The following is an 18,256-nucleotide window of genomic DNA, read 5'->3' as shown; positions in this document are numbered from 1 at the left end:
CTCAGACTCCGAGCGACTTGAGTTTCCGGTGAAGGGCCGAGCGCTCCATACCGATGAACTCGGCGGTGCGCGAGATATTCCCACCGAAGCGATTGATCTGCGCGATCAGATATTCCTTTTCGAACATTTCGCGGGCTTCGCGCAGCGGCAACGCCATGATGTGCTGGTCCGACTGGTTCGGTGCGCGCGGCATGACGTCGCCGATCTCGGCCGGCAAAAGATCGGCGGTTATCGGCGCGTCCACATCCTCGCCGCGCGCCAGGATCATCAGCCGTTCGATGTTGTTGCGCAACTGGCGCACGTTGCCCGGCCAATTGTGAGCCTGAAGCACAGCCATCGCATCGTCGCCGATGCGCCGCGGCTTGATGCCGGCCTGGCGCGCCACCTGCTTCATAAACCCGTCGACCAGATAAGGAATGTCCTCGCGCCGCTCAGCGAGGCCCGGCACAATCACCGGCACCACGGCAAGCCTGTGATAGAGGTCCTCGCGGAAGCGCCCTTCGGCGATCATCGCCTCCAGATTCTGCGCCGTGGACGAGATGATGCGAACATCGACTTTCACGCGCTTGGTGCCGCCGACGCGCTCGAACTGCTGCTCGACCAGAACGCGCAGGATCTTCGACTGCGTGTCGCGCGGCATGTCCGCAACTTCGTCCAGATAAAGGATGCCCCGATGGGCTTCTTCCAACGCCCCGACCTTGCGCTCGCCCCCGTTGGACTCGGTGCCGAAAAGCTCGATTTCCATCCGCTCCGGCGTGATCGTCGCTGCGTTTAGCGAGACGAACGGCCCAGCCTTTCGCGCCGAATGCGCATGGATGGCGCGGGCAACCTGTTCCTTGCCGGAGCCTGACGGGCCGATGATCATGATGCGGCTGTTTGTCGGTGCCACGCGCTCGATTGTCTGGCGCAGCTGGCTCATGGCCGACGACATGCCGATCAGGTCGAACGTCTCGCCGGAACGCATCTTCAGGTCGGAAACCTCGCGCCTGAGCTTGGATGTCTCAAGCGCGCGTTCGGCAATGAGGATCAGGCGATCGGCCTTGAACGGCTTTTCGATGAAATCATAGGCACCCCGCCGGATCGCCGACACCGCGGTCTCGATGTTGCCGTGGCCTGAAATCATGACGACCGGCAAGTTCGGGTGCATGACCTTGATCTCGTCGAGCACGGCCAGCCCATCGAGCCGCGAGCCTTGAAGCCAGATGTCCAAAAACACCAGGCGCGGTACGCGGTCCGCAATCGATGCCAGCGCGCTGTCCGCATCATGCGCCGTCCGGGTTTCGTGGCCCTCGTCGCTCAGAATTCCGGCGACAAGCTCGCGGATATCTTCTTCGTCATCGACGATGAGAATGTCAGACGCCATTATCGACCTTTTCAGTTTCACTTTCGTCAGTCGCCCTGCCCGGCTGCGCCGGATCGTCGGCGGCAGGCAGAACAAACGTAATCATGGCACCGCGCCCCTCGTGGAAGCCCGGCGGCGCATCATGGAGTTCCAGGCGCCCGCCGTGGTCTTCCACGATCTTTTTGACAATCGCGAGGCCGAGCCCGGTGCCTTTCTCGCGCGTGGTCATGTAGGGTTCGAGGAGCCGCTGGCGGTTGTCGCGCGGCAAGCCCCTGCCATTGTCCATTATGTCTATGCGGATCGCGCCATCCTCACGCTCCGCCCTTATGCGAATGACGCCCGCCGGCGGGCTCTGCCGATCGGCGCCCTCGATTGCCTCCGCCGCATTCTTGATGACGTTGCCGAAGGCTTGCGACATGAGCCGGCTGTCGACCGTGCCTTTCAGCGGTTCACTGCTGATGATGCGCTCGAACTTGATCTCCGGATGGCTGACTTCAACCAGAAAGGAGGCTTCCCGCAACGGTTCGCGAAGATCGACGGCCTTCATCTCCGGCTTCGGCATGCGCGCGAATGAAGAGAATTCATCGACCATTCGCCCGATATCCCCGACCTGCCGGATGATCGTGTTCGTGCACTGGTCGAAGACCTCGCGATCCTCGGTGATCACCTTGCCGTAGCGCCGCTTGATGCGTTCAGCCGAGAGCTGGATCGGCGTCAACGGGTTCTTGATTTCGTGGGCGATACGCCGGGCGACATCCGCCCATGCGGACATGCGCTGCGCCTGCATCAGGTCGGTGATGTCATCGACCGTAACGACATAGGATTTTTCGTCGTCCGTCTGGCCGCCGCCCTCGATCGTAACCTGCACGTTGAAGGTACGCTCGGTGCCTGCCCGGAAGAACGTCACCTGCTCGCGGTGCGCCGTCCGCTCGGAACTGCGGCAAATCTCGAATGCACGGCCGATATGCGGCAGCACGACAGACAGATTCTGCCCGACCGAAGCCTCTGCCGAAATGGCGAGCATCGTCTCGGCCGAGCGATTGACGATGGTGACGACGCCATAAGGGTCAACCCCGATGACGCCCGCTGTCACGCCCTCCAGAACCGCCTCGGAGAAACGCCGCCGTTCATCCGCAAGGTCCTTCGCCCTGAGGATTTCATTTCGCTGTGATTTCAGTTGCAGCAACATCTTGTTGAAGGTGTCGCCCAGCGAAGCGACATCGCCATCGGATGTGCGGACCGGCACGGACACGTCGAGATTGCCGGTAGCGACTTCGTCGGCTGCGCCGATCAATTGGCGAATCGGCCGCACCAGGCGGTCCGCCACGGCGATGCCGGTCCAGATGGCCGACAGCACGACGATCAGCGTCAGCGACAGGTAAGGCAGTGCGATGGCCACTTGCGATGCCCGCCGGTTGGCCTCCAGCCCGCGATATTCGTCCGTGTTGGCGCGCACGATCTCGCGCGCCTTGATCACTTCAGGATCGACGAGACGGATCGTGTAGAGATAAAGCCCTTCAATCTCGCGCAGCTTGATGATCGCACCGACGATGTTGCGCGTTCGCGGTTCGATCAACACCGGCTTGCCATCGGCGGCCGCCTCGACCGCGCCCGTCGGCGGTTCCGGCATGGCAAAGTCGGCAGGCGTTTGCGCCGTCATCACAAAGGAGCCATCAGCTCTGATCAAGGCCGCGTGGGCAAGCGCCCGACCGACCGCCTGTTGGCTGAGGAAATTCCTGAAACCGGTGCGATCGAGCCCGTAAAGAGTGCGGGCGTTGTCCAAATCGTAAGCCATGGAGAGGGTTGTGCCCTGCAGATTGCGGGCATTTTCCTGAACATAGGCGTCCGCTATGGACAGCGACGAGTTGACGATCGTCTTGGTTCTGATCTCGAACCATCGATCCAACCCGATATCGAGCGTGATCGACGCGATGACCGCGACCATGATCGCAGGAATGGCGGCCACCAGCGCAAACATGGTGACGATGCGCACATGAAGTCGCGATGCCGCTTTGCCGACGCGTCGCGCGCTGATGATGCGATGAACCTCGCGGCCAATCAGCGCAATAAGAAACAGGATGAATGCCGCATTGAGCCCGATCAGCACCAGGGTGGTCGTCTGGTTCGGGGTAAGCGGCGTGGCTCCGACGAGGATGGCGAACGAGACGGCGGCTGTGAGCAAAGCGCCGACAACGGCAATTACGCCAGGCAACGCCAGAAGCCGCCGCCCGTCATTCCTGCGCCGATCAGGAAAGATCGGACTTCTGGTTGTCGATGCTTGAGTCGCCATGCCGCCGCTGCGAGTCCATATGATGCGTTGAATCTATGCAACACATTGTGGCGATTATGCAACAAAGTGGCCGATAGGGAAGATATCCAGACCCAGATACCCTCAGCCCGATTTCGATGTTCGATAGATTGTGACGCCCAGTTCTCGAATCTTCTTGCGAAGCGTGTTCCTATTGAGCCCGAGAAGTTCGGCAGCCTTGATCTGGTTGCCGCGTGTGGCCGTCATTGCCGCCAGCACCAGCGGAAATTCCACCTCGTTCAGGATGCGCTGATAAAGGCCCGCAGGGGGCAGTTCCTCGCCAAACGACGCAAAATAGCCTTGCAGGAAATGCTCGACGGACTGACCTATGGAAAGATTATCCGGGATCGGACGATCACCTGGCGTCGCAGGCATTTCGGCGGCCTTCAACTCCGTCTCGATGACTTCGGCCGAAATTTCATCCTGCGCATAGAGTGCCGCCAATCGACGGACCAGGTTTTCCAGTTCGCGCACATTGCCGGGCCAGGGATAGCGCTTCATCAGCGCGAGGCCACCACTGGAAATCCGCTTGGGTTGTAAACCTTCCCTCTCAGCGCGCTTAAAGAAGTGCCGAACGAGATCAGGCACATCCTCCGAGCGCTCGCGAAGTGCTGGAAGCCGCAGGGGCACGACGTTCAATCGGTAGAAAAGGTCCTCCCGGAAGAGCCCCTGATTGATGAGCGCGCGCAGATCCTTGTTGGTGGCGGCGACGATCCGCACATCCGTCCGGATCGGAGTCCTGCCGCCGACGGTCGTGTATTCGCCCTGCTGGAGCACCCGCAGCAACCGGGTCTGCGCCTCCATCGGCATGTCGCCGATCTCGTCCAGGAACAAGGTGCCGCCCTCGGCCTGCTCGAAGCGGCCGCTGGAGCGGTTCTGGGCGCCGGTGAAAGCGCCCTTTTCATGCCCAAAAAGCTCCGACTCGATCAGATCGCGCGGGATCGCGGCCATGTTGATCGCCACGAAAGGCCCATTACGGCGGCGTCCATATTCATGCAGCGCCCGCGCCACCAGTTCCTTGCCGGTGCCGGATTCTCCCGAAATCATCACCGTCAGATCGGTCTGCATCATGCGGGCAAGCATACGGTAGATGTCCTGCATGGCGGGCGAGCGGCCGACGAGCGGCATGGATTCGGGCTGCTCGTCCGCCTGTCGCTCGATCTTCGGCTGTTTGGGCTCGGAAAGCGCGCGATTGACGATGCTCGACAGTTCGCCGAGATCGAAGGGCTTGGGCAGATATTCGTAGGCACCGGTTTCAGAGGCGCGGATGGCGGTCATGAAGGTGTTCTGCGCGCTCATGACGACTACGGGCAGTTCCGGTCGCGCCTTCTTGATGCGCGGCAGCATGTCGAATGCGTTCCCGTCAGGCATGACCACATCGGTGATGACCAGGTCGCCCTCGCCCGCCGCTACCCAGCGCCACAGCGTCGCAGCACTCGACGTGACCCTTACCTCATGACCAAACCGCGACAGAGCCTGATTGAGCACCGTGCGGATGGAAGCATCGTCATCGGCTACCAGAATGCGGCCCTGAGCGGTCATGCACGGTTTCCTTCGCTGATCGCATGAGCTTCGTCGCCCTCCTTCCACGCCGGCATGAGCACGCGAAAGGTGGTGCCGCGCGGCGTCGATTCACATTCGACGATGCCGCCATGTTCGCCGATGATCTTGGCGACCAAAGCAAGGCCGAGCCCCGAGCCGTTTTGCTTCGTCGTGATGAAAGGGTCGAACAGGATCGGCAGAATGTCTTCGGGAACGCCGGGGCCGTTGTCATGGACGCAGAATTCGAGCGGCAGGGAAATGCGGGCCTGCGAGCCTGGCACCGACACGCGCATGCCCGGGCGAAAGGCGGTGGAAAGCGTTATCTCGCCGGACGGGTCATTGCCGAGGGATTCGGCCGCGTTCTTCACCAGGTTCAGGAACACCTGGATGAGTTGATCCCGGTTGGCAAACACCGGAGGAAGCGATGGATCATAATCCTCCAGGATGCTGATCTTGCTTGCGAATCCGCGCCTGGATATCTCCTTCACGCGGTCGAGGACGACATGGATATTGACCGGATAGCGATCGATCGGACGCTCGTCGGAAAACACTTCCATTCTGTCGACCAGCGAGACGATGCGATCGGTCTCGTCGGTAATCAGACGTGTGAGCGCGCGATCCTCATCGGAAACTGCGGTTTCAAGAAGCTGGGCCGCGCCACGAATGCCGGACAGCGGGTTCTTGATTTCATGCGCCAGCATTGCCGCCAGACCTGTGACGGAACGGGCTGCGCCGCGGTGCGTCATCTGCCGGTCGATCTTGTCCGCCACCGACCGCTCCTGCAGCATGATAACCACCGAGCCCGGAAGTTCCGGCACTGGCGCCACGTAGATATCCACGATCTTCTCGATGCCGAGGCGCGGCGAGGAGATATCGACGCGGTACTCGTTGACTGGCGAAAGGCGTTCGCGCACCTGCTCGACCAAGGTAAGGATCGGGCTGCCGAAAGGCACGAAGCGCGCCAGCGTGTCGCGTGCCAGCGTTGCAGCACTGGTGCGAAAGAAATCCTCCGCATCGGCATTGGCATAGGTAATGAAATCGTCCGGCCCGACCATGATGACCGGCCGATGGATGGTGTTAAGCACAATCTGCGCGGCGTTGCCTGCCGTGGCCATCGTGGTCATGCGGCATCCCGCTCCGGCACTTCGTTGGCCGCAAACGCCTGCCGCAATGCGCTTGTGACTGCGGAGGGATCGAAAGAGGTCAATATGCAAGCGCGCAGTTGCGGAGAAACTCCGGCAAGGCGGTCGAGATACCAGCCAAGGTGCTTTCTTGCCTGCCGCAGCCCGCTTTCGCTGCCGTAAAGCGCCAGCATGTCCTCATAATGCGCAACCACATAGTCGGCGGTTTCCTGCGCCGTTCCGGGAGAATTGAAAGCCGAACGGCCGGCGGCCCACGCAGCGATTGCGCCGCTCGCCCATGGCGCGCCGTAGCTTGCGCGGCCAATCATCACCGCGTCCGCACCCGATTGCGCGAGTATGGAAGCCGCATCCTGCGGCGTTTCGATGTCGCCATTGGCCACGACAGGTATGGAAACCGCCTCCTTGACGCGGGCTATGGCACGCCAATCCGCCTTGCCCTTGTAGAACTGGCAGCGGGTACGACCGTGAACCGTCACCATCTTCACGCCTGCCTGTTCGGCGCGGCGCGCAAGCACCGGTGCATTAAGCGCGTTTTCATCCCAGCCAAGGCGCATCTTCACCGTTACCGGCACATCGACGGCACCGACGACGGCATCGATCAGCGACAGGGCATGGTCGAGATCGCGCATGAGCGCCGAACCGGCATATCCGCCGGTCACCTTCTTGGCCGGGCATCCCATATTGATGTCGATGATGTCGGCGCCCTCGCCCGCGGCGATGCGGGCGCCTTCGGCCATATGCGTTGCTTCGCGCCCGGCGAGCTGGACCATGTGAACCGGCAGGCCGGAATGACGGATGCGCAGCCCCGAAGCCACATGACCCTTCGCAAGCTCCCCACTCGCGACCATTTCCGACACGACCAGCCCTGCCCCATGTTCATAGGCCCGCTTACGAAACGGCTCATCGGTAACGCCCGACATTGGAGCCAGAAAGACGCGATTGCGGATGCTGACGCCGCCGACTTCCAGCGGTGTCGCCAAATCGCTGAATTGTATCATGCATCAAATCCAGGCAGGATTTTCACCTGCTCATTTTGTAGCCAGTTTATGTTTGTTGCGCAACGCACAAATCCGAAAGGGCTGGTTTTCATGCCCGGCTGCGACTATGCGTCTGCCATGGAAAAACAGGCATCGCAATTCGGCAAAGCGCCAGGACAATCGGTCGCCGTGGTGATCGTCGCAGCCGGTCGCGGCGAACGCGCCGGACAGGCCGACGGGCCAAAACAATACCGGCGCATCGGTAGCCGGGCGGTAATCGCCTGGACGCTTCAGGCGTTCCTCGATCATCCCCGGATCGGCGAGATCGTGGTCGCGATCCATCCGGACGATCATGAACTCTTTCGCGCGGCGGCTGGAGCACTTGCCGAGCGCGTCACCGTCGTTAATGGCGGCACGACAAGGCAGGAATCGACCCGACTGGCGTTGCTTGCGCTGCGCGACCATGCACCGATGTCGGTGCTGATCCACGACGCCGTGCGTCCCTTTATCGAAGCGTCAATGATCGACCGTGTGATCGATGGCATCGGCGCCGACCATGGCTCCCTGCCCGCACTGCCGGTATCCGACACGCTGAAACGCGAGGCCGACGACGGCACCATATTGGAAACCGTCACCCGCTCCGGCCTGCATGCGGCACAAACCCCGCAGGGCTTTGCCTATAATCCGATCCTGGCGGCTCACCAGCGCGCGCACGAGGAAGGCCGCGGCGACTTCACCGATGACGCAGCGATCGCCGAATGGGCGGATATTCCTGTGCGGATCGTGCTCGGCTCCCCCGACAACGTCAAACTTACCTGGGCAAGGGATATTGAAATGGCCGATCAGCGCCTTACGCCACGCGGCGCCGGCTTTCCCGATGTGCGCACCGGCAACGGCTATGACGTTCACTCGTTCGGGCCGGGCGACCATGTCACGCTTTGCGGCGTCGAAATCCCTCATGACAAACAACTCACCGGCCATTCCGACGCCGATGTCGGCCTGCATGCGCTGACCGACGCACTGCTTGCCACTTGCGGCGCAGGTGACATCGGCACACATTTCCCGCCTTCCGATCCGCAATGGAAAGGTGCCGCCTCGCGCATTTTCCTGGAACACGCAGCAAGCATCGTGCGTTCGCATGGCGGCAGGATCGCCAATGCCGACGTTACGCTGATCTGCGAGGCTCCCCGTATCGGGCCGCATCGCGCTGCGATGACGGACGCGTTGGCGAACATGCTGGGGATCGCCAGCGAACGGATTTCGGTCAAGGCGACGACCAATGAGCGGCTCGGCTTTGTCGGCCGGGAAGAAGGAATCGCGGCGATTGCGACCGCAAGCGTGGTCTATCCGGGGGAGTTGCCCGAATGAGCGAGATTGTGGAACTGGCCGACGGCTTCCTGAAAGCCTGCGCGCAACGTGAAATTCTGGCAGCGACCGCGGAGTCGTGCACCGGCGGCATGATCATCTCGGTCCTGACCGACATTCCCGGCTCCTCATCAGCCGTCGACCGCGGCTTCGTCACCTATTCGAACGAGTCGAAGATGGAGATGCTCGGGGTCTCCGCCGCCACACTTGAGACTCACGGCGCGGTCTCGCGCGAGACTGCGCTGGAGATGGCCACGGGCGCACTGGCGCATTCGCATGCCGGGATTGCCCTGGCAGTGACCGGAATTGCCGGGCCGGACGGCGGCTCGGAGGAAAAGCCGGTTGGCCTCGTCTGGTTCGGACTGGCAAAACGTGGCGAGGTGCCCGTTGCCGAACAGCACATCTTTCCCGACAACGGGCGCGACTTCATCCGTCGCGAGACGGTTCGCACCGCCTTGGCGATGGGAATCCGAGCGCTCGTTTAGCCTGGCGCCTTTCCAGGGCCGAATTTCTCGGTCGCGCGTTTTTCGAACGCCTCCACGAACATGCGGAAAGCGCGATCGAACATCGCACCCATCAGTGCGCCCAGAATCCGGCTCTTGAATTCGTAATCGATGAAGAAATGGATATCGCAGGTGCCGTCTTCAGTCGCGTCGAACCGCCATATGTTGCTGAGATAGCGGAAGGGGCCATCCAGATATTTCACGTCGATCGCGTGCTCGTCCGGCTTCAGATGAACCTGGCTGGTAAAGGTTTCCCGGATCGCCTTGTAGCCGACCGTCATGTCGGCGACGAGCACGGTACGACCTTCGCGCTCCTTGCGCGAACGAACGGTAAGTGCCTCACAAAGCGGTAGGAATTGCGGATATTCCTCCACGTCCGCCACCAGCGAAAACATCTGTTCCGGCGTATGGGAAACGTGGCGGATGGTCTCGAATTTCGGCATCAAACCAGCGCTTTGGCGGACTTCTTCAATAGTTGTTCGCGCGCGGCCCGCAAGCGGGCGAAATCCTCGCCGGCATGATGAGAAGAGCGGGTCAGCGGGCTTGAGGATACCATGAGGAAGCCCTTGCTGTAGGCGATCGTCTCGTAGGATTTGAACTCCTCGGGCGTCACGAAAGCCTTTACCGGGTGATGTTTCCTGGTCGGCTGCAGATATTGGCCAATGGTCATGAAGTCGACATCGGCGCTACGCAGATCGTCCATCAGCTGCAGGATTTCGTTACGCTCCTCACCGAGCCCGACCATGATTCCGGACTTGGTGAACATCGACGGATCGAGTTCCTTCACCCGCTGCAAGAGCCGCACCGAATGGAAATAGCGGGCGCCCGGCCGCACCGTAAGATAGTTCGAGGGCACGGTTTCCAGATTGTGGTTGAAGACATCGGGCTTTGCCGCGACCACTATCTCCAACGCGCCCTCCTTACGCAGGAAATCCGGCGTGAGAATCTCGATGGTGGTTTCGGGGGTCGCGGCACGAATGGCGCGGATCACTTCGGCGAAATGTTGCGCGCCGCCATCGTCCAGATCGTCGCGATCAACAGAGGTGATGACGACATGCGAAAGTCCCATCTGCTTGACCGCCTTGGCCACGCTTTCCGGCTCTTCAGGGTCAAGCGCATTCGGGCGGCCTGTCGCCACGTTGCAGAAAGCGCAGGCCCGGGTGCAGATCTCACCCATGATCATGAAGGTGGCGTGCTTCTTTTCCCAGCATTCGCCGATATTGGGGCAACCCGCCTCCTCGCACACGGTCACCAGCTTGTGCGAACGCACGATGTCGCGCGTTTCGGCATAGCCTTTTGAAACCGGCGCCTTGACGCGGATCCAGTCCGGCTTGCGCAGCACCTCGTGGTCAGGCCTGTGGGCCTTTTCTGGATGGCGTGGGCGCGGCTTGGTCGAAACGAGGTCGAGCACAGTGACCATATCGTAACCTATGGCTGACGGGCGGCCTGCGACCGGCCGAATATCCAGAGAATGAGAAGCGCTCCGGCAATCGCGACGACCAGATTGCCGAGGAAACCGTAATAATTGAAACCAATCAGGCCGGCGAGCGTCCCGCCGACGAAGGAGCCGGCGATGCCAACCAATATGTTGGTGAAGAAGCCATGATCCCGATTCATGGTCGTCTCGGCAACGTAGCCCGCCAGGAAACCGATCAGCAGCATGCCGAAGAAGCCGGTTCCCGGCATGCTCAGAATTCCATATTGAGGGTCCAAGGAAGCTCTCCTCGCTACCGTTTCACCAACACCCCATATAGGCCGCCATTCGGCACAGCAACAGGCTTCGCCGTTTCCCGCCTGCTTACGCGTTCAGCGCGCGTCCATAGGCATCGAGCACGCTTTCCTTCATCATTTCCGACAGCGTCGGATGTGGGAAGATCGTGTGCATCAGCTCTTCCTCCGTGGTTTCGAGGTTCATGGCGACGACGAAGCCCTGGATGAGTTCGGTCACCTCCGCGCCCACCATGTGAGCGCCGAGCAACTGGCCGGTCTTCTTGTCGAAAATCGTCTTGATGAAGCCCTGATCCTCGCCAAGTGCGATCGCCTTGCCGTTCGCCCCGAACTGGAATCGCCCGACCCGGATCTCCTTGCCTTCAGCCTTGGCCTTCGCTTCGGTCAGCCCGACCGATGCCACCTGCGGATTGCAATAGGTACAGCCGGGTATCTTCAGCTTGTCCAGGGCATGGACGCCCGGAACATTGGCGATCTTTTCGACGCAGATGACGCCCTCATGCTCTGCCTTGTGCGCCAGCATCGGCGGGCCGGCGACATCGCCGATGGCATAGATGCCGGGCACATTGGTCCGGCCATAACCATCCACCACGACGCAGCCGCGCTCGGTCTTCACGCCAAGCTGCTCAAGTCCGAGATTTTCGATATTGCCCTGTACGCCCACCGCCGAGATCATGCGGTCGGCGGTAATCTTCTCCACCTTGCCGTCCTTGAGCTCGACATGGGCGGTGATGGAGTTGGCGGCCTTCTCGACCTTGGTTACCTTCGCTTCGAGCAGGATCTTCATGCCCTGCTTTTCAAACTGCTTCTTGGCGAAGGCCGAAACTTCGGCATCCTCGACCGGCATGACCGCAGGCATGACCTCGACCACGGTCACATCGACGCCCATGGTGCGGTAGAAACTCGCGAACTCGATGCCGATCGCCCCCGATCCCACCACCAGGAGCGACTTCGGCAGCTCCTTCGGCACCATGGCCTCGAAATAGGTCCAGATCAGCTTGCCGTCGGGTTCGATGCCGGGCAGCGCGCGCGGTCGCGCTCCGGTGGCGAGAATGATGTGCTTGGCCGTGTAGGTACCCTCGCCCTTGGTGTTCTTTGGTGCCGGATGCTGTGGCTCCATCGGCTTCTTCGATGATTTGGAAACGACGATCTCGCCAGGTTTGGTGAGCTTTGCCTCGCCCCAGATCACGTCGACCTTGTTCTTTTTCATCAGGAAGCCGACGCCGCTGTTGAGCCGCCCCGAGACGCCGCGGGAACGCTCGACCACGGCCTTAACATCCGCCGTAACGGTGCCCTCGATCTTCAGGCCATAGTTTTTCGCATGCTCGGCATAGTGCATGATCTCGGCCGAACGCAGCAGCGCCTTGGTCGGGATGCAGCCCCAGTTGAGGCAGATGCCGCCCAGATGTTCGCGCTCGACAATCGCGGTCTTGAAGCCGAGTTGGGCTGCGCGCACGGCGGTAACGTAGCCGCCGGGACCGGACCCGATGATGATGATGTCGTAAGAGTCAGCCATCAGACCAGCATTCCCAACGGATTCTCGATATGGCGCTTGAAGGCGGCGAGGAGCTCGGCGCCGAGCGCACCATCTACCGCGCGGTGATCAGTGGACAGCGTCACCGACATGATGGTGGCAATCTTGATCTCGCCGCCCTTCACCACCGCCCGTTCCTCACCCGCTCCGACGGCAAGAATGGTGGCGTGCGGCGGATTGATGACCGCGGAAAAATCCTTGATGCCGAACATGCCGAGATTGGAGACCGCTGTCGTGCCGCCCTGATATTCCTCGGGCTTCAGCTTGCGGCTCCTGGCGCGCGCCGCCATGTCCTTCATCTCGTTGGAGATAACCGACAGGGGTTTTTCGTCAGCCTTGCGCACCACCGGCGTGATCAATCCGCCGGGGATGGATACGGCAACGCCGACATCCGCGTGCTTGTGGTGGACCATATTCGCCTCGGTCCACGAGACATTTGCGTCCGGGACGTCACGCAGCGCCAACGCCATCGCCTTGATGACCAGATCGTTGACCGACAGCTTGTAGGCCGGAACGTCACCCTTGTCGATCTTCCTCACCGGCGCGGCATCATTGAGCTGTTTGCGCAACGCAAGCAGCGCATCAATTTCGCAATCGAGCGTGAGATAGAAATGCGGAATGGTGCTCTTGGCCTCGACCAGACGCCGCGCAATCGTCTTGCGCATATTGTCGTGCGGCACCAATTCGTAGGAGCCCTCGGCAAACAGCTTCAGCACCTGATCGTCCGCCATCGGCTTCGGCGCGGGAGCCACGGCTTCGGACGCCTGTTTCGCCACAGGCGCCGCCGCCTTGGCACCGCCTCCAGCAATCGCCGCCTCAACATCGGCCTTGACGACGCGCCCACGCGGGCCGCTGCCGGCAACCGACGTAAAGTCGATGCCGGCATTCTTGGCGATACGGCGAGCCAGCGGCGAGGCAAAGATGCGATTTGCCCCCTCACCCGGTTCGCTGCGCGAACCACCCTCTCCCCGCTGGGGCGAGGAGGTCCCGGCACCGTTGGCGCCTGAAGCGGCTTGCGTGGAGGCAGGCGCGCTCTTCTCCCCATGGCCCGAAGGACCAGATGAGGGGGCGGGTTCGGGCTTTGCCGTCTCCGCCTTTGCGGCGGCACCGTCACCGCCCTTGGCAGCGACGCTCGCGTCCTCGCCTTCGCCGGCGAGAATGGCGATCAGCGCATTGACCTTCACGCCTTCGGTGCCGGCAGGTACCACTAGTTTGGCAACCGTGCCTTCATCGACGGCTTCGACCTCCATGGTCGCCTTGTCGGTTTCGATCTCGGCAATCACGTCGCCCGGCGAAATCTTGTCGCCTTCCTTGACCAGCCACTTGGCGAGATTGCCCTCCTCCATTGTCGGAGAGAGGGCCGGCATGGTGATGTTTATCGGCATTGCTTCCCCCTCAGCCGCGATAGGTAACAGCTTTGACCGCCTCGACGACCTCGGCAACGTTCGGCAACGCCAGCTTTTCGAGATTGGCCGCATAGGGCATCGGCACGTCCTTGCCGGCAATCGTGATGACGGGCGCGTCGAGATGATCGAAAGCGCGCTGCGAAACCTGGTTGGCGATAAAGTCGCCGACGGAACTTTGCGGGAAGCCTTCTTCCACCACCACCAGCCGGTTGGTCTTCTTCACCGACGCTATGATGGTGTCGAAGTCCAGCGGACGGATCGTCCGGAGATCGATTATTTCCGCATCGATGCCCATCTCGCGCAGTTCGGCCTCCGCCTTGACCACATAGCTCATGCCGATGCCGAAGGAGACGATCGTCACGTCCTTGCCGGGCTTATGGATACGTGCCTTGCCGATCGGCAGCACGAAATCGTCAAGCTTCGGCACGTCGAAGGACTGGCCATAGAGGATTTCATTCTCAAGGAAGATCACCGGATTGGGATCGCGGATTGCAGCCTTTAGGAGGCCCTTGGCGTCGGCCGCCGTGTAGGGCATGACAACCTTGAGGCCGGGTATATGGCCGTACCACGCCGCATAACACTGCGAGTGCTGGGCCGCGACGCGCGCGGCCGCACCGTTCGGCCCGCGAAATACAACCGGCGCACCCATCTGGCCGCCGGACATATAGAGCGTTTTGGCAGCCGAATTGACGATCTGGTCGATCGCCTGCATGGCGAAGTTGAAGGTCATGAACTCGACGATCGGCTTCAGTCCGGCCATTGCCGCACCGACGCCGACGCCGGCAAAGCCGTGCTCGGTGATCGGCGTATCGACCACGCGCCGATCGCCAAACTCCTGCAGTAGCCCTTGCGTGATCTTGTAGGCACCCTGATATTCGGCGACTTCCTCGCCCATGACGAAGACGTCGGGGTCGCGACGCATCTCTTCTGCCATTGCATCGCGCAATGCCTCGCGAACCGTCGTCGACACCATCTCAGTGCCGGCCGGAATATCTGGATCGGCGGCGACTTCAACCTTTGGGGCCGCCGCAACGGGCGCCGCAGCCTCGCTCTTGGCCGCCGCGGGTGCAGCCTCGGCTGCCGGCGCCGAGCCATCGGCCTTCACCTCTTCCTCGCCTACGGCTTCTCCGGCAGCGTCGACGTCTTCACCCTCGGCCGCCAGCATCCCGATCACCGCATTGACCTTGACGCCTTCCGTACCGGCAGGCACCACTATGCGGGCCAGCGTGCCCTCATCGACGGCCTCGACCTCCATGGTCGCCTTGTCTGTTTCAATCTCAGCCAGAACATCGCCGGCAACGACCCTGTCGCCCTCGTTCTTCAACCATTTGGAAAGATTGCCCTCTTCCATCGTCGGAGAAAGCGCGGGCATGAGAATTTCGATCGGCATATCCCTGCCCCTCCTTCAATGCGTAACGTCGGTCCAGAGCTCGGAAGCATCCGGCTCGGGATCTGCCTGCGCGAATTCCGCCGCGTCGGCAACGATATCGCGCACCGACTTGTCGATCGCCTTCAACTCGTCCTCGTCGGCCCATTTCTTATCAAGGAGCCGCGCCTTGACCTGCTCGATCGGGTCATGCTCCGCGCGCATCTTCTGCACTTCTTCCTTGGAGCGATATTTCGCCGGATCCGACATCGAATGGCCGCGATAGCGGTAGGTCTGCATTTCCAGGATGATCGGCCCCTTGCCCGCCCGGCACCATTCGGTCGCCAGGTCGCCGGCCGACTTCACCGCCCGCACGTCCATGCCATCCACCTGGATGCCAGGAATGCGAAACGAAGCGCCGCGCTGCGAGAAATCGGTTTCGGCCGAGGAGCGGGTCACCGACGTGCCCATGGCATACCGGTTGTTTTCGATGACATAGACGACGGGAAGCTTCCACAGCGAGGCCATGTTGAAGCTCTCATAGACCTGGCCCTGATTGGCCGCGCCATCGCCGAAATAGGTCAGGCAGACATTCTTGTTGCCACGATAGCGGTTGGCGAAAGCCAGCCCCGTGCCGAGCGACACCTGCGCGCCGACGATGCCATGACCGCCATAGAAGTTCTTCTCCTTGGAGAACATGTGCATGGAGCCGCCCTTGCCTTTGGAATAGCCGTTGCGGCGGCCCGTCAGCTCGGCCATCACCCCGCGAGGCGACATGTCCATCGCCAGCATATGGCCATGGTCGCGATAGGCGGTGATCATCTGGTCGCCTTCGATCAGCGCCATCTTCATGCCCGATACCACCGCTTCCTGGCCGATATAGAGGTGGCAGAAACCGCCGATGAAGCCCATGCCGTAGAGCTGGCCGGCCTTTTCCTCGAAACGACGGATCAGAAGCATCTCGCGGTAGGCGGCGAGTTCGTGTTCCTTGGTGAATTCTGCTGGTTTGGGCGCGACGGGGCCCAGATTGGATTTCGCGTCTGCTCTGGATCGCGCAGACGCCTTCTTGGCGGCGACGGCCATACATCACTCCCTGGTAATGTCTCTTCCCGGACATCGAAGGGAGCGGCTCCCTTCGGATTGAAGGAAGCTAGCATGCAATCAAGCGTTCCGCCATGCGGAAAAACGCATGGCACGTATGCATCTAAACGCTTAAATTCATTAAGAATATGGTCGATTAACTGATATTGAGTTAATTCGACAAATCCGGCGAGCGGATAATGGTGATCTCATCGGGATGCGACAGATTAAGCGCCTTGCGCGCCTGTTCGTCAAGCATGTCCTTCTCAAGCGTACCATCGTGCAGCAACTGTACGCGACGCTCCAGATCGACCCGCTGCGCCTTTATCGCGTCGAGCTTCGCCTGCAATTCCGCGGTCCGGTCCTGCAACTGATACTTGGAATAGATGCCGAATTCGCCGTGGTAGGCGTGGAAGCCGAAATAGGAAAGGAACAGCACCGTCAGCGCCGGCACGATCAGCCGACCTGTATTTCTCTCTTTGTGCTGACGTGTCCACATGTGCGCATCCTCTGCACATGTTCTGGCGCAATCTTGCTTAATGGACGGTTACGAGGGTCGCAAGTTTTGTCGAAACGCCGCCTGCCGCGCATGAAAAAAGGGCGGTTGCCCGCCCTTCCTTGTCGATCAGAGAAGCTGAAAACCTCAGGCCTTGAGGATTGACCGCCCCGCATAGCGGGCCTGCTTGCCGAGTTCCTCTTCGATGCGGATGAGTTGGTTGTACTTCGCCAGCCGGTCGGAACGCGCCAGCGAGCCGGTCTTGATCTGCCCGCAATTGGTGGCGACGGCGAGGTCGGCGATCGTCGTGTCCTCGGTCTCTCCCGAGCGATGCGACATCACGGCCGTGTAGCGCGCCTTATGCGCGGTTTCCACTGCTTCCAGCGTCTCGGTCAGCGAACCGATCTGGTTGACCTTTACGAGGATCGAGTTCCCGACCCCCATGCGGATGCCGTCGCGCAGGCGTGCCGTGTTGGTGACGAACAGATCGTCCCCGACGAGCTGGACCTTGTCGCCGCACAGATCGGTCAGGGCTTTCCAGCCGTCCCAGTCGTCCTCGGCCATGCCGTCTTCGATGGAGATGATCGGATAATCGGCCGCAAGCTTCGCCAGATACTTTGCCTGGCTCTTCGGATCGCGGCTCTTCCTCTCGCCTTCATAGACATAGGCACCGTCCTTGAAGAATTCGGTTGCCGCGCAGTCAAGGCCGATCGAAACGTCTTCGCCAGGCTTGTAGCCGGCCTTTTCAATCGATCCCATGATGAAGTCGAGGGCGGCCTGCGCGCTCTTGAGATTGGGAGCAAAGCCACCTTCATCGCCGACATTGGTGTTGTGGCCGGCGTCTTTCAGGCCCTTCTTCAGGGTGTGGAAGATTTCGGAGCCCCAGCGCACCGCATCCCGCAAGGTCGGCGCGCCGACCGGGATGATCATGAATTCCTGGAAATCTATCGGGTTGTCGGCATGCGCGCCGCCATTGATGATGTTCATCATCGGCACGGGCAGGAGACGGGCGTTCGGGCCGCCGAGATAACGATAGAGCGGCAGGCCGGAAGCGTGGGCGGCTGCCCTGGCGGCAGCCAGCGAGACGCCAAGAATGGCGTTCGCGCCGAGCCGGCTCTTGTTGGCGCTGCCGTCGAGGTCGATCATCGTCGCATCGATTTCGGCCTGGTGTTCGGCTTCCAGCCCGCAGATCGCGTCGGAGATCTCGCCATTCACTGCTTCGACAGCGCGCTCGACGCCCTTGCCGAGATAACGAGTGCCGCCGTCGCGCAATTCCACGGCCTCATGAGCGCCCGTGGAAGCGCCGGACGGAACCGCCGCACGGCCCATCGAACCGTCCTCGAGAACCACATCCACCTCGACGGTCGGATTGCCACGACTATCCAGAATTTCCCGGCCGACAATGTCGATGATGGCTGTCATTGAAAGGTTCCCTCCTGGCAAAATCACCGTGCACGTCTTAGCGAA

The 18,256-nt window shown here is 61.2% G+C and carries 16 protein-coding genes; 2 read left to right on the top strand and 14 right to left on the bottom strand.

The window, feature by feature from the left end:
• Position 1: 1 nt before the first annotated feature.
• The 5 genes from ntrX to dusB form a co-directional block, all read right to left on the bottom strand.
• Entirely contained in the window at positions 2 to 1,363 is a 1,362-nt protein-coding gene (gene ntrX, locus ACLKMW_RS03825; protein WP_415723046.1) for a nitrogen assimilation response regulator NtrX, read from the bottom strand.
• Positions 1,353 to 3,632, bottom strand: a complete 2,280-nt coding sequence (locus ACLKMW_RS03820; RefSeq protein WP_415723045.1) for a sensor histidine kinase NtrY-like — start codon at positions 3,630 to 3,632, stop codon at positions 1,353 to 1,355. The genes ntrX and ACLKMW_RS03820 overlap by 11 nt, the downstream gene beginning before the upstream one ends.
• 102 nt (positions 3,633 to 3,734) lie before the next feature.
• Positions 3,735 to 5,192, bottom strand: coding sequence for a nitrogen regulation protein NR(I) (ntrC, locus tag ACLKMW_RS03815; RefSeq protein WP_415723044.1), 1,458 nt, complete (start codon positions 5,190 to 5,192; stop codon positions 3,735 to 3,737).
• Positions 5,189 to 6,316, bottom strand: a complete 1,128-nt coding sequence (locus tag ACLKMW_RS03810; RefSeq protein ID WP_415723043.1) for a two-component system sensor histidine kinase NtrB — start codon at positions 6,314 to 6,316, stop codon at positions 5,189 to 5,191. The genes ntrC and ACLKMW_RS03810 overlap by 4 nt, the downstream gene beginning before the upstream one ends.
• The gene (gene dusB / locus ACLKMW_RS03805) at positions 6,313 to 7,332 is read right to left on the bottom strand and encodes a tRNA dihydrouridine synthase DusB (protein ID WP_415723042.1); all 1,020 of its coding nucleotides are present in this window, start codon (positions 7,330 to 7,332) and stop codon (positions 6,313 to 6,315) included. Before dusB ends, ACLKMW_RS03810 begins: the two co-directional genes overlap by 4 nt.
• A 117-nt stretch (positions 7,333 to 7,449) precedes the next feature.
• Here dusB and ACLKMW_RS03800 point away from each other — a divergent pair, with 117 nt between their 5' ends.
• Both ACLKMW_RS03800 and ACLKMW_RS03795 read left to right on the top strand, forming a co-directional pair.
• Positions 7,450 to 8,679: a bifunctional 2-C-methyl-D-erythritol 4-phosphate cytidylyltransferase/2-C-methyl-D-erythritol 2,4-cyclodiphosphate synthase gene (locus ACLKMW_RS03800; protein ID WP_415723041.1), complete on the top strand. Its 1,230-nt coding sequence runs from the start codon at positions 7,450 to 7,452 to the stop codon at positions 8,677 to 8,679.
• Positions 8,676 to 9,161 (top strand): CinA family protein, encoded by a 486-nt coding sequence (locus ACLKMW_RS03795; protein WP_415723040.1) that lies wholly within the window; start codon positions 8,676 to 8,678, stop codon positions 9,159 to 9,161. The genes ACLKMW_RS03800 and ACLKMW_RS03795 overlap by 4 nt, the downstream gene beginning before the upstream one ends.
• On the opposite strand, the gene ACLKMW_RS03790 is transcribed toward ACLKMW_RS03795, so the two are convergent.
• The 9 genes from ACLKMW_RS03790 to eno form a co-directional block, all read right to left on the bottom strand.
• Positions 9,158 to 9,622 (bottom strand): type II toxin-antitoxin system RatA family toxin, encoded by a 465-nt coding sequence (locus tag ACLKMW_RS03790; protein ID WP_415723039.1) that lies wholly within the window; start codon positions 9,620 to 9,622, stop codon positions 9,158 to 9,160. The genes ACLKMW_RS03795 and ACLKMW_RS03790 overlap by 4 nt on opposite strands.
• Positions 9,622 to 10,599 (bottom strand): lipoyl synthase, encoded by a 978-nt coding sequence (lipA, locus tag ACLKMW_RS03785; RefSeq protein ID WP_415723038.1) that lies wholly within the window; start codon positions 10,597 to 10,599, stop codon positions 9,622 to 9,624. The genes ACLKMW_RS03790 and lipA overlap by 1 nt, the downstream gene beginning before the upstream one ends.
• Before the next feature lie 8 nt (positions 10,600 to 10,607).
• Positions 10,608 to 10,865: a GlsB/YeaQ/YmgE family stress response membrane protein gene (locus tag ACLKMW_RS03780; RefSeq protein ID WP_415723188.1), complete on the bottom strand. Its 258-nt coding sequence runs from the start codon at positions 10,863 to 10,865 to the stop codon at positions 10,608 to 10,610.
• A gap of 112 nt (positions 10,866 to 10,977) precedes the next feature.
• The gene (gene lpdA, locus ACLKMW_RS03775) at positions 10,978 to 12,423 is read right to left on the bottom strand and encodes a dihydrolipoyl dehydrogenase (protein WP_415723037.1); all 1,446 of its coding nucleotides are present in this window, start codon (positions 12,421 to 12,423) and stop codon (positions 10,978 to 10,980) included.
• Complete coding sequence (locus ACLKMW_RS03770; protein WP_415723036.1) at positions 12,423 to 13,826, bottom strand: pyruvate dehydrogenase complex dihydrolipoamide acetyltransferase; 1,404 nt, start codon at positions 13,824 to 13,826, stop codon at positions 12,423 to 12,425. Before ACLKMW_RS03770 ends, lpdA begins: the two co-directional genes overlap by 1 nt.
• Positions 13,827 to 13,836: 10 nt before the next feature.
• Positions 13,837 to 15,237 (bottom strand): pyruvate dehydrogenase complex E1 component subunit beta, encoded by a 1,401-nt coding sequence (locus tag ACLKMW_RS03765; RefSeq protein WP_415723035.1) that lies wholly within the window; start codon positions 15,235 to 15,237, stop codon positions 13,837 to 13,839.
• A gap of 15 nt (positions 15,238 to 15,252) precedes the next feature.
• Positions 15,253 to 16,296 carry a pyruvate dehydrogenase (acetyl-transferring) E1 component subunit alpha gene (gene pdhA, locus ACLKMW_RS03760; protein WP_415723034.1) on the bottom strand — a complete coding sequence of 348 codons (1,044 nt, stop codon included), beginning with the start codon at positions 16,294 to 16,296 and terminating at the stop codon, positions 15,253 to 15,255.
• A 169-nt stretch (positions 16,297 to 16,465) separates the two neighbouring features.
• Positions 16,466 to 16,792 carry an FtsB family cell division protein gene (locus ACLKMW_RS03755; RefSeq protein ID WP_415723033.1) on the bottom strand — a complete coding sequence of 109 codons (327 nt, stop codon included), beginning with the start codon at positions 16,790 to 16,792 and terminating at the stop codon, positions 16,466 to 16,468.
• 144 nt (positions 16,793 to 16,936) lie between these two features.
• Positions 16,937 to 18,211, bottom strand: a complete 1,275-nt coding sequence (gene eno, locus ACLKMW_RS03750; RefSeq protein WP_415723032.1) for a phosphopyruvate hydratase — start codon at positions 18,209 to 18,211, stop codon at positions 16,937 to 16,939.
• Positions 18,212 to 18,256: the final 45 nt, after the last annotated feature.

Source organism: Borborobacter xinjiangensis (assembly GCF_047739745.1).
In the GTDB taxonomy this organism is placed as follows: Bacteria; Pseudomonadota; Alphaproteobacteria; order Rhizobiales; family Rhizobiaceae; genus Pseudaminobacter.
The sequence above is the reverse complement of the archived record's forward strand: the minus strand, read 5'-3'. Positions and strand labels throughout refer to the sequence as shown.

Excerpts from the sequence above, each read along its gene's own strand:
- ACLKMW_RS03765 (WP_415723035.1), bottom strand. The coding sequence starts at position 15,237 with ATGCCGATCGAAATTCTCATGCCCGCGCTTTCTCCGACGATGGAAGAG.
- ACLKMW_RS03795 (WP_415723040.1), top strand. The coding sequence starts at position 8,676 with ATGAGCGAGATTGTGGAACTGGCCGACGGCTTCCTGAAAGCCTGCGCG.
- lipA (WP_415723038.1), bottom strand. The coding sequence starts at position 10,599 with ATGGTCACTGTGCTCGACCTCGTTTCGACCAAGCCGCGCCCACGCCAT.
- ACLKMW_RS03800 (WP_415723041.1), top strand. The coding sequence starts at position 7,450 with ATGGAAAAACAGGCATCGCAATTCGGCAAAGCGCCAGGACAATCGGTC.
- lpdA (WP_415723037.1), bottom strand. The coding sequence starts at position 12,423 with ATGGCTGACTCTTACGACATCATCATCATCGGGTCCGGTCCCGGCGGC.
- ACLKMW_RS03780 (WP_415723188.1), bottom strand. The coding sequence starts at position 10,865 with ATGCCGGGAACCGGCTTCTTCGGCATGCTGCTGATCGGTTTCCTGGCG.
- ACLKMW_RS03770 (WP_415723036.1), bottom strand. The coding sequence starts at position 13,826 with ATGCCGATAAACATCACCATGCCGGCCCTCTCTCCGACAATGGAGGAG.
- ACLKMW_RS03755 (WP_415723033.1), bottom strand. The coding sequence starts at position 16,792 with ATGTGGACACGTCAGCACAAAGAGAGAAATACAGGTCGGCTGATCGTG.
- ntrX (WP_415723046.1), bottom strand. The coding sequence starts at position 1,363 with ATGGCGTCTGACATTCTCATCGTCGATGACGAAGAAGATATCCGCGAG.
- eno (WP_415723032.1), bottom strand. The coding sequence starts at position 18,211 with ATGACAGCCATCATCGACATTGTCGGCCGGGAAATTCTGGATAGTCGT.
- ACLKMW_RS03790 (WP_415723039.1), bottom strand. The coding sequence starts at position 9,622 with ATGCCGAAATTCGAGACCATCCGCCACGTTTCCCATACGCCGGAACAG.
- ACLKMW_RS03820 (WP_415723045.1), bottom strand. The coding sequence starts at position 3,632 with ATGGCGACTCAAGCATCGACAACCAGAAGTCCGATCTTTCCTGATCGG.
- dusB (WP_415723042.1), bottom strand. The coding sequence starts at position 7,332 with ATGATACAATTCAGCGATTTGGCGACACCGCTGGAAGTCGGCGGCGTC.
- ntrC (WP_415723044.1), bottom strand. The coding sequence starts at position 5,192 with ATGACCGCTCAGGGCCGCATTCTGGTAGCCGATGACGATGCTTCCATC.
- ACLKMW_RS03810 (WP_415723043.1), bottom strand. The coding sequence starts at position 6,316 with ATGACCACGATGGCCACGGCAGGCAACGCCGCGCAGATTGTGCTTAAC.
- pdhA (WP_415723034.1), bottom strand. The coding sequence starts at position 16,296 with ATGGCCGTCGCCGCCAAGAAGGCGTCTGCGCGATCCAGAGCAGACGCG.